General features: G+C 58.1%; 16 protein-coding genes. 5 read left to right on the top strand and 11 right to left on the bottom strand.

Annotation, left to right across the window (positions count from 1 at the left end; all coding sequences use genetic code 11):
• Positions 1-144: 144 nt before the first annotated feature.
• From wrbA to PY308_RS21240, 5 genes are all read left to right on the top strand, one after another.
• Entirely contained in the window at positions 145-753 is a 609-nt protein-coding gene (gene wrbA, locus PY308_RS21260; protein WP_275791413.1) for an NAD(P)H:quinone oxidoreductase, read from the top strand.
• A gap of 73 nt (positions 754-826) precedes the next feature.
• Entirely contained in the window at positions 827-1,600 is a 774-nt protein-coding gene (locus PY308_RS21255) for an SDR family NAD(P)-dependent oxidoreductase (protein WP_275791412.1), read from the top strand.
• Positions 1,601-1,625: 25 nt separating this feature from the next.
• Positions 1,626-2,072, top strand: coding sequence for an ester cyclase (locus PY308_RS21250; RefSeq protein WP_275791411.1), 447 nt, complete (start codon positions 1,626-1,628; stop codon positions 2,070-2,072).
• 11 nt (positions 2,073-2,083) lie between these two features.
• Complete coding sequence (locus PY308_RS21245; protein WP_275791410.1) at positions 2,084-2,860, top strand: SDR family oxidoreductase; 777 nt, start codon at positions 2,084-2,086, stop codon at positions 2,858-2,860.
• 181 nt (positions 2,861-3,041) lie between these two features.
• Positions 3,042-3,476 (top strand): DoxX family protein, encoded by a 435-nt coding sequence (locus PY308_RS21240; protein ID WP_168340833.1) that lies wholly within the window; start codon positions 3,042-3,044, stop codon positions 3,474-3,476.
• 55 nt (positions 3,477-3,531) lie between these two features.
• On the opposite strand, the gene budC is transcribed toward PY308_RS21240, so the two are convergent.
• The 11 genes from budC to PY308_RS21185 all read right to left on the bottom strand — a co-directional run bounded on the left by budC (position 3,532) and on the right by PY308_RS21185 (position 11,101).
• Positions 3,532-4,302, bottom strand: coding sequence for a meso-2,3-butanediol dehydrogenase (gene budC / locus PY308_RS21235; RefSeq protein WP_275791409.1), 771 nt, complete (start codon positions 4,300-4,302; stop codon positions 3,532-3,534).
• 73 nt (positions 4,303-4,375) lie between these two features.
• Positions 4,376-5,215, bottom strand: coding sequence for an oxidoreductase (locus PY308_RS21230; RefSeq protein ID WP_275791408.1), 840 nt, complete (start codon positions 5,213-5,215; stop codon positions 4,376-4,378).
• 20 nt (positions 5,216-5,235) lie between these two features.
• Positions 5,236-5,538: a putative quinol monooxygenase gene (locus PY308_RS21225; RefSeq protein ID WP_112852968.1), complete on the bottom strand. Its 303-nt coding sequence runs from the start codon at positions 5,536-5,538 to the stop codon at positions 5,236-5,238.
• Between the two features lie 38 nt (positions 5,539-5,576).
• Positions 5,577-5,861 (bottom strand): DUF1330 domain-containing protein, encoded by a 285-nt coding sequence (locus PY308_RS21220; protein WP_275791407.1) that lies wholly within the window; start codon positions 5,859-5,861, stop codon positions 5,577-5,579.
• Positions 5,862-5,913: 52 nt separating this feature from the next.
• Positions 5,914-6,462, bottom strand: coding sequence for a flavin reductase family protein (locus PY308_RS21215; RefSeq protein WP_275791406.1), 549 nt, complete (start codon positions 6,460-6,462; stop codon positions 5,914-5,916).
• Between the two features lie 57 nt (positions 6,463-6,519).
• Positions 6,520-7,269: an SDR family oxidoreductase gene (locus PY308_RS21210; RefSeq protein ID WP_275791405.1), complete on the bottom strand. Its 750-nt coding sequence runs from the start codon at positions 7,267-7,269 to the stop codon at positions 6,520-6,522.
• Positions 7,270-7,415: 146 nt separating this feature from the next.
• On the bottom strand, positions 7,416-8,420 hold the full coding sequence (locus PY308_RS21205) for an AraC family transcriptional regulator (RefSeq protein WP_275791404.1): 1,005 nt from the start codon (positions 8,418-8,420) through the stop codon (positions 7,416-7,418).
• 51 nt (positions 8,421-8,471) lie between these two features.
• Entirely contained in the window at positions 8,472-8,741 is a 270-nt protein-coding gene (locus tag PY308_RS21200) for a hypothetical protein (RefSeq protein WP_275791403.1), read from the bottom strand.
• Between the two features lie 214 nt (positions 8,742-8,955).
• Entirely contained in the window at positions 8,956-10,182 is a 1,227-nt protein-coding gene (locus PY308_RS21195; protein WP_275791402.1) for a carboxymuconolactone decarboxylase family protein, read from the bottom strand.
• A gap of 104 nt (positions 10,183-10,286) precedes the next feature.
• Positions 10,287-10,595, bottom strand: coding sequence for an Atu4866 domain-containing protein (locus tag PY308_RS21190; protein ID WP_434064279.1), 309 nt, complete (start codon positions 10,593-10,595; stop codon positions 10,287-10,289).
• The gene (locus PY308_RS21185; RefSeq protein ID WP_275791400.1) at positions 10,535-11,101 is read right to left on the bottom strand and encodes a hypothetical protein; all 567 of its coding nucleotides are present in this window, start codon (positions 11,099-11,101) and stop codon (positions 10,535-10,537) included. Before PY308_RS21185 ends, PY308_RS21190 begins: the two co-directional genes overlap by 61 nt.
• Between the last annotated feature and the right edge of the window lie 36 nt (positions 11,102-11,137).

Below are 11,137 nucleotides of genomic sequence, written 5' to 3'. Positions count from 1 at the left end.
TTTCACGGAAGGCAACACGGATTTTTGACAATGGAATCGGTCGATAAAATCGAACGTAATGGACAAAATTATGCAGCTTTTATCGAACGATGAAAAAGCAGATGTTGCATTCATCGACACCAACATCCTCACGGAGTTACCGAAATGACCAAGGTTCTCGTTCTCTACTACTCGTCCTACGGCCACATCGAGACAATGGCAGGCTCAATCGCTGAAGGCGCAAGAAGCGCCGGCGCCGATGTTACGATCAAGCGTGTCCCGGAAACTGTCCCGCTCGAAATTGCCGAAAAGTCTCATTTCAAGATCAACCAGGAGGCACCGATTGCGACAGTCGCGGAACTCGCCGACTACGACGCGATCATCGTCGGTACCGGCACACGCTTCGGGCGGATGTCGTCGCAGATGGCAGCCTTCCTCGACCAGGCCGGTGGTCTGTGGGCACGGGGTGCTCTCAACGGCAAGGTGGGCGCAGCGTTCGCATCGACCGGCACCCAGCACGGCGGCCAGGAAACCACCTTGTTTTCGATCATCACCAACCTCATGCACTTTGGCATGATCATCGTTGGCCTGCCCTATAGCCACCAGGGCCAGATGAGCACTGAAGAAATTGTTGGCGGCGCTCCTTATGGGGCAACGACAGTTGCCGGTGGCGACGGGTCGCGCCAGCCTTCGCAAATCGATCTCGCCGGTGCCTTCCATCAGGGCGAAATCGTCGCCCGCACTGCTGCCGCTCTTGTCGCTGCCCGCAACTAAACCCGCCTAACTCACTCTTGAAATTCAGCTCCAACCAGACCAGCCGATTGCGATCGGCTGGCAAGGAGAAGTCATGTCCTCGCTTTTCTCAAACAAGGTCGTCGCGGTCACCGGTGCAGGCTCTGGGATCGGTCGGGCGATAGCACTTGGGCTCGCTCGCGACGGCGCGACAGTGCATCTGGCTGATCGCGATGCCGAGGGTCTCACCCAAACGGCAGAGCTCATCCGCGCCGAAGATGGCCGGGCATTCACAACCGAGCTCGATGTCGCGAGCGAACTTCAGGTCGTCGGATGGATCGAACAGATCGATGCCGCATCCGGTCGGCTCGACGCGGCCTTCAACAATGCCGGGATAACCGGCCCTGCAAAACGGATTGAAGATTATCCATTGGAAGACTTTCAGCGGGTCATCGCAGTCAATCTCCAGAGTGTCTTTCTCGGGATGAAGTACCAGATCCCGCTGATCAAGCGTAGTGGTGGTGGCTCTATCGTGAACACGGCTTCCGTCGCCGCTTTGACGGGACCGGGAGGCATGAGTGCCTACGCTGCTTCCAAGCACGGGGTGCAGGGCCTGACCCGGGTCGTCGCGATGGAGAATGCAGCGCACGGCATTCGCGTCAACGCGATCGCGCCTGGCTGGACTGAAACGCCAATGGTTGCGGCAAACAGCCACCAGAACCCGGCGTTTGCGGCACTCGCTCAGAACGCCATTCCTGCCAAACGCGGCGGCAAGCCGGAGGAAATCGCGGCCGCGGCAATCTGGCTTGCCTCCGACGCCGCCTCCTATGTCACCGGACATATGCTGACCGTCGACGGCGGCATGACAATCGGTGGTTTTGAACTCTGACACCGAATCTTGAAAGGAAAATCCCATGTCAGACCAACCTGAATCATTGAAAGCAATCGTCCGCCGCAACACACTCGAGGTGCAGTCCGGCGGCAACTTCGAACTTTTCGACGAGCTTTTCGCCGACGATTTTCTGGACCACACACCGCAGCCAGGCGGGACGCCAGACAAGGAAGGAGCGCGTCGTCTTTACCACGCGCTGCGCGAAGCCTTCCCTGACTTCCGCGCGGAAATTCACTGGCAAGCGGTCGATGGCGACATCGTGACGACTTTCAAGACCTATCACGGCACGCACCGGGGCGTCGTCCTTGGGATCGCACCAACGGGCCGCCAGATCAAGTTCGAAACCGTGGACGCCATGCGCATCCGCAACGGCAAAATCGCCGAACACTGGGGCGTGGCCAACCTCTATTATCTTCTGCAGCAACTCGACGCCCTGCCCTCCTCGGCCCCCAAAGTGCCGGAACATTAAGGATCACCACAATGAGCAACAGTAACATTCTCGACGGCAAAGTCGTCATCGTAACCGGCGCATCAAGCGGCATTGGACGTGCGATCGCCATTCGGGCCGCCGGACATGGCGCCAAAGCAGTCATCGTCTCGGACGTCGTGGAAGCACCGCGCGAAGGCGGTGAACCCACTGCTTCGGAGATCAGAAAACTGGGGGCCAAATCCGTCTTCGTGAAAGCAGACGTCAGCCGCAAGGCTGACAACGACGCCCTCGTTGCGGCGGCAGAAGAATTCGGCGGCGTCGATGTCATGGTCGCAAATGCAGGCATTACGCTGAAGACAGACGGGGCGGAGGTTCCGGAAGACGATTACCGCCGCCTGATGTCTGTCAATCTCGATGGCCCGCTGTTTGGCGCGCAGGCAGCTGCACGTCAGATGAAAGCACTCAACAAGCAGGGCAGCATTGTCCTCATGGCAAGCATGGGCGGGATCTCTGGCGCCGGCATCACCGTCGCCTACTCGACCAGCAAGGGCGGCGTTGTGCTGATGGCCAAATCATTGGCCGACGCTCTTGGCCCCGACGGTATCCGCGTCAATGCAGTCGCACCCGGCACCATCGACACGGAGCTTCTTCGCACGAGCCCCGGTATCGCCCAGGCCTCCGAGGGCTTTCGCCAGAGGACGCCGCTTCGCCGGCTTGGCAAGCCGGCGGAAGTCGGAGATGCTGTCGCTTTCCTTGGCTCGGACCTGTCGAGCTATGTGTCGGGCACTGCGCTCCTGGTGGATGGAGGGCTGCTCTCCGTTATCTGATTGCTCGACCCTCCAGTCGGACCCGCGCCCTCAAAAGCGCGGGTTTTTCTTTGCCTCCATCGTTCGATTTTTTCGACGATAATCTGCGATATTATCCAGCTTTTTCGTTCGCTCGGATGGTGGCAATTTCTCCTCACGACGCAGCCACGGTGGCTACGCCCCAAACTTAAGGAGAACGTCCATGTCTTATTCCGATGCAATCGCCCAGCGCGTTGAAACTCTCTCCCATTCGGCCCTCATCAACGGCGTCACGCCTCTCACCGGCCGTGTCCTGCTGGCAGCAATCTTCCTTCTGTCCGGTATCAGCAAGATCTCTGACCCGGCTGGAACGATCGGCTATATCAATATGGTTGGCCTGCCCTTCCCGCCGCTGTCCTACGGCGCAGCGGTCGTGACTGAACTCTTGGGCAGCATTGCCCTGATCCTCGGTTTCCAGACCCGCATCGTCGCTCTGATCCTTGCCCTGTTCAGCGTTGCCACGGCACTGACGTTCCACAACAACCTCAGCGACCTGAACCAGTTCATCCACTTCTTCAAGAACATCGCAATGGCCGGCGGTCTGCTGCAGGTCGTGGCGTTCGGCGCGGGTCGTTACAGCCTCGACGCCCGCCGTTAAGCGAAGCACCCGATCAAAGGAAAAGCCCGGACGATGGTCCGGGCTTTCCGCGTTTTTACTTACCCCATTCCGGACCACCATCCGTGCAGGTCTGGCCCCCATCGACAGGCAAGACAATTCCGGTGATCCAGGCAGCTTCATCACTGGCAAGAAAAGCGACCGCCGAGGCAACCTCTTCGGGTTGGCCTGCCCGCCTCAACGGGATCCGGTCCCAGGCTTTCTCCAGAAGCCCATCGTCATCCATGATAGCATCCACCATTCCCGTGACAGTAAGTCCCGGTGCCACTGTGTTTGCTCTGACGCCGAACTTGCCGAGGTCGCAGGCTGCTGAGCGGGTCAGGTTTGCGACACCGCCCTTTGCTGCATTGTAAGCCGCATGGCTCCAGCCGCCACCAAGGGATGAGACGGAGCCAATGTTGACGATCGAACCCTTGGTCTCCTTAAGATGCGGAACCGCTGCACGGCTCATGTAGAAGACACCGGAGAGGTCCGAGGCAATGCACTCGTCCCAATCCTGATCGCTCGTCTCTTCGATGGTGCCGACGAGATTCATGCCGGCGGCATTGACGACAGTGTCGATGCGGCCGAACCGCTTGGCCGTCGCCGCGACAAGGGCGTCGCAGTCCGGCCGTGAAGAAACATTGGCGACAAAGGTGCCGCTGCGCTCAGTCGGCATCTTATAGGCAGCTTCCGATAATCGCTTCTCGGTTCTGCCGGAGATCATCACGGACGCTCCTTCCTCAAGAAGCCGGTTGGCAATGGCGGCGCCGATACCGGAACCACCGCCGGTCACAATTGCTACTCTTCCTTCAAACCGTTTTGACATGACACACTCCTTCATTCTCCGTGGCGAAGGCCGCGGCAGTGTCGGTTTCGTGTTTGGGTTTGACTGGATTGGTTCAGGTTGCCGGGAAGTCGGCCGAACGTGACAAGGCCTCCCAGGCAACAACGTTTGCCTTCAGGTCCTCCGCCTTCTTTAGGGCAGCGTCCGCGGCGTCATTGCCGAGCGGAAGGTGGTGCGGAGGCTGCTCAGCCAGCACGGCCTCCCGGATGGCTTTCGCCGCACGCGCGGGGTCGCCAGCCTGTTTTCCGACCGATGCGTGGTAAGCTCGACGTGCCTCGCCCGCTGTGCCATCGTAGTCGTCGATGGACGCAGAGACCTCGTTTGACGAACCTGCCCACTCCGTCCTGAAGGCGCTTGGCTCGACAGTCATCACATTGATCCCGAGCTGAGCGACTTCTTTGCGAAGCGTATCCGACAGGCCTTCCACGGCAAATTTCGTGGCGCAGTAATAACCGACCCCTGTGTAGCCGACCAGGCCGCCGATTGATGTCAGATTGACAATCGTACCACTGCGGCGGGCGCGCATATGTGGAAGGACCGCATGGATCGTGTTTGCGGTGCCAAAGAAATTGACGTCAAACAGGCGACGGGCATTTTGTTCATCGGTTTCCTCAATAGCACCGAAGAAGCCGATCCCGGCGTTGTTGATCAGGACGTCGATCCGACCGAAGCGGGCCTCTGCCGCATCAACGACCTTCTGGCACTGATCCCGATCGATGACATCGAGTGGAAGGATCAGGGCGTCACCTTTCTGTTCAAGATCCGCGATCTTGTCGGTCTTGCGGGCGGTGACGACAACCTGTTCACCCGTCTCCAGCAGGTGTTCCGCGATGTAGCGACCGAAGCCTGTAGAGCATCCGGTTACGAGCCAGACTTTGGGGTTTTGCGTGCTCATTTCATATACTCCTTTCTGTTTCAGGCCTGCGGGGACCGTTGCTGGTAGCCGCAGATTTCCACGTCTTCGACGCAAAGGTCAGGAACCTTCGCCATGAAGGCCTGGACGTAGTTCGTGCTCATATGCAGTTTGAAATCCGAGGCATGCCGCCAGTCTTCGAGCACCATCCAAACGTCGGCGACGTCGTTGGACTGGTGGATTTCGTAGCGCAGGCAGCCTTCCTCATTGCGCGAGGGGGTGACGAGCTGGAGCAGCTCGGCACCCAGATCCTGGGAACGGCCTGGCTTTGCGGTGAAGTAGGCCACGTTGGTCAATTCAGCCATTTCGGGTCTCCTTGTTCAGTAAAGCCGATGCGGTTTTTTCAGACGCCGTTGATCGCAACGATACGCGACCCGGCGGCGGCCTGACGTTGAGCCGCAAGCGGCGCATAGTCCGGCGATGCGAAGAGCTCACGGATAGCGTTCTTGTCCGGGAACTCGATGATGAGCATGTTGGTGGCTTTCCAGCCTTCCAGCTCCAGAGGGGTTTCATCGATGGCGATAAGCTTGCCGCCGGCTTTGGCAACGAGCGGCAAGGCCTTTGATCGATAGTCTTCGATCGACTTCATGTCGTGGATGTCGAGATCAACGACGAGATAAGCAGACATGGTTTTCTTCCTTTCGTAATGGGTTGCTGGTGCATTTTGGGCCCGGCGCCTCTCAGGGGAGATGGCGCCATTTGACCATCCGATCTCGAAGGTCGAGTGTGCCGCCATCGACGGTGAACGTACCGTCACCCCGGTGATGCATCATTCGACGCTCCTTACGGTTCTCGTTGATCCAGATCCTCGTCGCCTCAAGGATGAAGAGGTTGTAAGGATCCGAGAGCCTGGTATCGACGACCCGGCATTCAATGTTGGCCAGGCAGTCTGAGAGGAGCGGGGCTGATACGTCCCTCGCAGGTCGCGTTTTGAGACCATACCTCTGGAATTTATCCACCCTGTCGCCCGAGCAGTTCCCGACGTCGACAACGGTCTCGGCGAGATCAAGACCGGGTACAGCGATAACACATTCTCCGGTTTTCCGGAGAGCCTGATAGCTGTGATCCCAGGGCCCGATGACACAACCGATCAGCGGCGGGTCGTGCTGGATCATCATATGGAAGCCCATCGTCATCACGTTGGGCTTGCCGTTGTGACTGGTCGAGACCATGACGATCGGGCCAGGTTCCAGGACGCGATATGCTTGAGATGCGGGTAATTCCTTCATGACAATCTCCCTTGAGAGGTCCCTGCATCAATGCAGGGACCCTTCAGGGCCGGTCTGTTACCAACCCTGTTCTACTGGCAGAACGAACAGCTCGGCGACGTCCACATGGGTCGGGGCCTGGGCTGCGAAGACGATGGTGTCGCCGATATCCTCGCCCTGGAGGAAGGTCATCTGGCCGGCCAGCTCATCCATCTGCTTGCGGTAGCCCGGATCTGTGATGTGGTCGTAGAGCTCGGTGGCAACGGCGCCCGGCTGGATGCAGGTCACGCGAATGCCATGCTTCTGACCGACTTCCATACGCAGGCCATCAGAGAAAGCCGTGACCGCATGTTTTGTCGCGCAGTAGACCGACAGGCCCTTGAAGATTTTGCGACCGGCGATCGAGGACATGTTGAACACGTGGCCGGAATGCTGCTTGATCATCTGGGGCAAAACGGCGGCCGTCGTGTTGAGCAGGCCCTTCACGTTCACGTCCACCATCCGCTGCCACTCGTCGACCTTGAACTGATCGATATCGGAGAGGGGCATAAGACCGGCATTGTTGACGAGGAGGTCGATCGAACCATAGGCATCGATCAGCTTCTTCACGCCCGCTTCGACCGAAGTCGTGTCAACCACGTCCATTTCGATCACAAGGGCTTCTCCGCCCTTGGCTTCGATCTGTTTCTTGAGATCGTCGAGCTTGTCGGTGCGCCGTGCAGCGATACCAACTTTTGCACCGGCTTCAGCAAGCTTTGCAGCGGTCGCAGCGCCAATGCCACTCGATGCGCCGGTGACCAGTGCGATCTTTCCGTTGAGGTTGGTCATTGTCTTTACTCCTTGTCTCAAAGCCCACCACCGCGGTGGGCGTTTCGTTTCGACAAGGAGGAATTTAAGCCGATCGTCGGCGCCCTTCTCTCGGGGCCTTGCTCGACCTGTCGCGATCTTGCTCGAAATCGCGACAGGTCGAAAATTTAGCCTCGCCGATAGTGGCTCGGCGGCAGGCCGGTCTCGCGACGGAAGACCTGGGCGAAGTGGCTTGGGCTCGAATAGCCGACGGACATGCCAATCTCGATGATGCTCGTATCTGTCTCCTGCAGGAGAAGCTGTGCCCGGGCAACGCGCTGGCGAATGAAGTAGCGCGAGGGCGAGAGCCCGGTCGCCTTCTTGAACAAACGACTAAAATGAAATTCGCTCATGCCGACCGTCTCGGCTAACTGGGCGAGATTGAACGGCTCGGCTAGATGTTCTTCCAGGTGGGCCACGGCCCGACGGAGCTTGAAGCCGGGGAGCGCGTTCTGCCGATCGTCGGTCGCTTCACTGGCGGCGTAATTCCGGATCAGTTGCACGGCAAGGGACTGGGCGAGGCCCTGAATGAAGAGCTGGCTCCCCTTCCCTTCAGACGTCAGCTCCTGATGGATCACTGCAAGAATGTGTGACAGCTGCGTGTCCTTGCCCCCGGAAATGTCGCGAAGTGCAGGAGGGGCGGCGCAGCCCAGCACGTCGTAGGCGACGCGCTCGAAAAGCGGAACGGAGAGATAAAGATGCATGACCTGGAAAGGTGCGTCACCGATGGCGCGCCAGCGCATCTCGTATGGGGTAGGAGAGCGGGTCAGAAAAAAATCGCCAACTGTGACGGTGTTGGCGACCCAGTCCCCGTCAAGGTCGCGTTCCTCAACGACAGCTTCGCCTGACATCACCCAGACGATCAGGGGTTCCGCGACTGCGGGAACGAGAAAGGGCTCCTGCTTGTTCATGCGGGAATAGACCTGCACGAACATGTCATTCCACGCAGGACTATCGCCACTGACAAGCGTGCGACCGGCTATATATTGTTCAAGCCCGAGCGGGGACGTCCGATCGGGCCTTGCAATAACCTCTTCCAGTTCGGGCACGAGGACCGCTGGATAAATAGGGTTCCCGGTAACAGCCGGTATTGGAGGGGAAACGTTCTGACGGGATGCTTCGACGTTTGCCAATGCGGACACTTTCGTAAAGCCGGCAGAGCTGCCTCAAGATTACATGGAGCTTCAATGGAATACGTCCCGGTTCACATCACCGCCCACAACCACCATCAATGATGCAATGCAGCATTTGGTTTCGTCCGATAGGAAAATAAAACTGGTCTCTTCTGACTCCTTGAGGCAGATGAAATCCACATCAACGTCGCAAGAAAGTATTTCCGGCCTGGTGGCACCATCCGGAAAGCTTCCGACGGCATCTTTTTCAAAGAGCGAACGCAAGATCGCGCCCTCCCCTGGTCGTGCTCGAATGAATGTGACTGCTTCACTGCCGAACATGATCCACTCCATCGATGGTTCGTTTCGAACAAGCATCGTCCATGACGATCGAAGAGCGGTAGAACGACGCTCCAATGAGATTGCCTGATCCTGCAAAAATCCATTGTTCGTAACCCTCGCAAATTCATTTGAGGGAGACCGACGCGCTGCCAAAGTGGCTGGACACCCAATGGCCTCAAACCATCAGTCGGAGCACATATTCGGTCTTCGATGATCAAGAGGGGCTGCCATCAACCCGCTTGTCGTCGAACAACGAGATACGGTCATGGGCAATCAGCAAAGCTTTTTCGATCAATGGATAGCCGGCATAGGGAATGATGTTGAAGAGGGTCTCGACAATCTCTTCTCGGGTGGCCCCGAGATTGAGAGCTGCATCGATGTGGACGCCGAGCGGCTTCTCTGCCGCGACGGTCCCCTGGGCGGCGAGAGCAGAGATTGCACCCAATTCACGGTCCTTTGGATTAATGGCGGGGCGGCAAAAGATATCGCCGTAGCAATGGGCAACGATAAGCCTACCCAAACCAGGCGCAACATCCTTGAAGCTGTCGACCACATCAGCGCCGGATCCTCCTGATGTCTCGGCAAGTGTTGCGATACCCCTCATGAAGCGTCGCTCGTCATCTTTTGTGGTCTCGACTCTTTTCTTGGTACCCACCTGTGGCCGTTCGGAAGCCGCCAGGACATTTTTGGCTCTGCCGGCAGCGTTGAGCGAGGCGGGGAACCCGGAATAGACGCTCAGTTGGATAACCATCTCGACAATATCACGATCGGTAGCACCCGCAGCCAATGCCGAAACAATATGACCGTCAAAGCTCGCCCCTACTTTCCCTCGTGCCGCCAGCATTGCAGCCGACGCGAGGTGGGTCAGTCTGGGTTCCAGGTGCACCGCACCGAATATCTCCTCGTGGAGCGTATGCTCGCGCCATTTCAAGAACTCAGGCGCAAACCGGTCGAGTATGGCGACCCCGACCGAGGACATATCCGAGACAGCAGGTGATGCTTTTGTCTTGGTGACATTTTCAATTTCGCCGCGATCGGTAAGAATATCACGGACGAGAGGAACGGCATTGATCGCGGTCGGAAGCCCGAGAAGACCTGCGGAAATAAACAACAGATCGACGATATCGTCGCTGGTTCCCCCGGCGTTCAGCAATCCCTTGAGGTGAAAAGAAAGCTGAGACTGCGCCGATCCGTGGGCCAACAATGTGGCCGCAGTCAGAATCTGCCGTGTCCGCAGATCCAGGCCGTCCCGCGACAGCACATCGCCATAGGGAAACTGAATGGTGAACCGCGCCAGATCTTCCGAGAAGCTGGCAAGCTGGCTTACCGGCCCGCCAAAATTCTCGCCCCCGATCTGCTTGAGGACGGCAAGGCCGCGCAGGTGTTTTTGCATGTCTCCTGGCGAAGCCAAATTCTCGAGCTGCTCTTCGATATTGGTCATTATCATCGCTTTCTATTTGATCTGATTTTCACGGGCGCGGATGTCTGCATCGAGCGAAAGAATTGGACCACACCGGCACTGGATATGCCGGTGTGCTGTTGAGACTACTCCTTGCGATAGAGAACCATTCCCGCGTGGTACAGGACGTCATCGACAAAATCGCCGTCGGCCGTAAACCCGGTATCGTCCCAATACTCGATGTGGTCTCCCGACACCTCGTATCGTCCCTGATAGGCGCTTTCGCGTGAGCCGCGCGCTTCGTCGTAACGGCCATTCGGGAGCAACTGGTGCCGGATGCGACCGTCTGCGGTCTGCCACATGCCGACATAAGGGTGCGTGAGCATCGGGCTGGTCATCGAGCCAGCTCCGTCTTGCCCAGGAAAGACTGAATGGTCTCGGGCTCGACGACCCAGGCGTAGTTCAGTTCATGGCGGATTTTCCATGTGCCGGCAGTGCATTCCCAGCCCAGCTGCGAGCGGCCATCAAACGCGATCACCTTGCCGTCAAGACGATCAATGCGGCCGACGAAACCAAGAGTCGTCGAAGAAACTGTTTCACTGATGATCGCGTCGTGACCTCCGGTCAGGCCGTGGCGAACCGATCGGGCAGCGTTCTGCAACGCCTCCCAGTTGGCGCCATAGCGGGCGGAGTTGTCAAAGAGCTGCGTGTCGCCCGGCGCGAAATTATCGTAGAAAACCCCTTTGGTGTTTTCCAGGTCGTAATACCGGTTCAGCTTTTCCGCGAACACGAATTTACCATCACCTTCATTGCGTTCCCAGCCCTTCATGATCCAGTCGGCATGGAGTGCGAGAGGAGAATCGGCGCCGTCCTGGGGGCATGCCCTATCCTGTGCAGCGACGGGTCCGGCGAAGATCCCGAAAGTCAAAGCTGCGGCGAGTGTGATCTTGATGTTTGTCATGGGAATCTCTCCTTCGATGATCGGTTGTTCTGTCTG

This window comes from Pararhizobium gei, assembly GCF_029223885.1.
In the GTDB taxonomy this organism is placed as follows: domain Bacteria; phylum Pseudomonadota; class Alphaproteobacteria; order Rhizobiales; family Rhizobiaceae; genus Pararhizobium; species Pararhizobium gei.
This window is presented reverse-complemented; position numbering and strand designations above follow the sequence as displayed.

What these genes read in the sequence shown, in the direction of transcription:
- wrbA (WP_275791413.1), top strand. Translation starts at nt 145, where the DNA reads ATGACCAAGGTTCTCGTTCTCTACTACTCGTCCTACGGCCACATCGAG.
- PY308_RS21255 (WP_275791412.1), top strand. Translation starts at nt 827, where the DNA reads ATGTCCTCGCTTTTCTCAAACAAGGTCGTCGCGGTCACCGGTGCAGGC.
- PY308_RS21250 (WP_275791411.1), top strand. Translation starts at nt 1,626, where the DNA reads ATGTCAGACCAACCTGAATCATTGAAAGCAATCGTCCGCCGCAACACA.
- PY308_RS21245 (WP_275791410.1), top strand. Translation starts at nt 2,084, where the DNA reads ATGAGCAACAGTAACATTCTCGACGGCAAAGTCGTCATCGTAACCGGC.
- PY308_RS21240 (WP_168340833.1), top strand. Translation starts at nt 3,042, where the DNA reads ATGTCTTATTCCGATGCAATCGCCCAGCGCGTTGAAACTCTCTCCCAT.
- budC (WP_275791409.1), bottom strand. Translation starts at nt 4,302, where the DNA reads ATGTCAAAACGGTTTGAAGGAAGAGTAGCAATTGTGACCGGCGGTGGT.
- PY308_RS21230 (WP_275791408.1), bottom strand. Translation starts at nt 5,215, where the DNA reads ATGAGCACGCAAAACCCCAAAGTCTGGCTCGTAACCGGATGCTCTACA.
- PY308_RS21225 (WP_112852968.1), bottom strand. Translation starts at nt 5,538, where the DNA reads ATGGCTGAATTGACCAACGTGGCCTACTTCACCGCAAAGCCAGGCCGT.
- PY308_RS21220 (WP_275791407.1), bottom strand. Translation starts at nt 5,861, where the DNA reads ATGTCTGCTTATCTCGTCGTTGATCTCGACATCCACGACATGAAGTCG.
- PY308_RS21215 (WP_275791406.1), bottom strand. Translation starts at nt 6,462, where the DNA reads ATGAAGGAATTACCCGCATCTCAAGCATATCGCGTCCTGGAACCTGGC.
- PY308_RS21210 (WP_275791405.1), bottom strand. Translation starts at nt 7,269, where the DNA reads ATGACCAACCTCAACGGAAAGATCGCACTGGTCACCGGCGCATCGAGT.
- PY308_RS21200 (WP_275791403.1), bottom strand. Translation starts at nt 8,741, where the DNA reads ATGTTCGGCAGTGAAGCAGTCACATTCATTCGAGCACGACCAGGGGAG.
- PY308_RS21195 (WP_275791402.1), bottom strand. Translation starts at nt 10,182, where the DNA reads ATGACCAATATCGAAGAGCAGCTCGAGAATTTGGCTTCGCCAGGAGAC.
- PY308_RS21185 (WP_275791400.1), bottom strand. Translation starts at nt 11,101, where the DNA reads ATGACAAACATCAAGATCACACTCGCCGCAGCTTTGACTTTCGGGATC.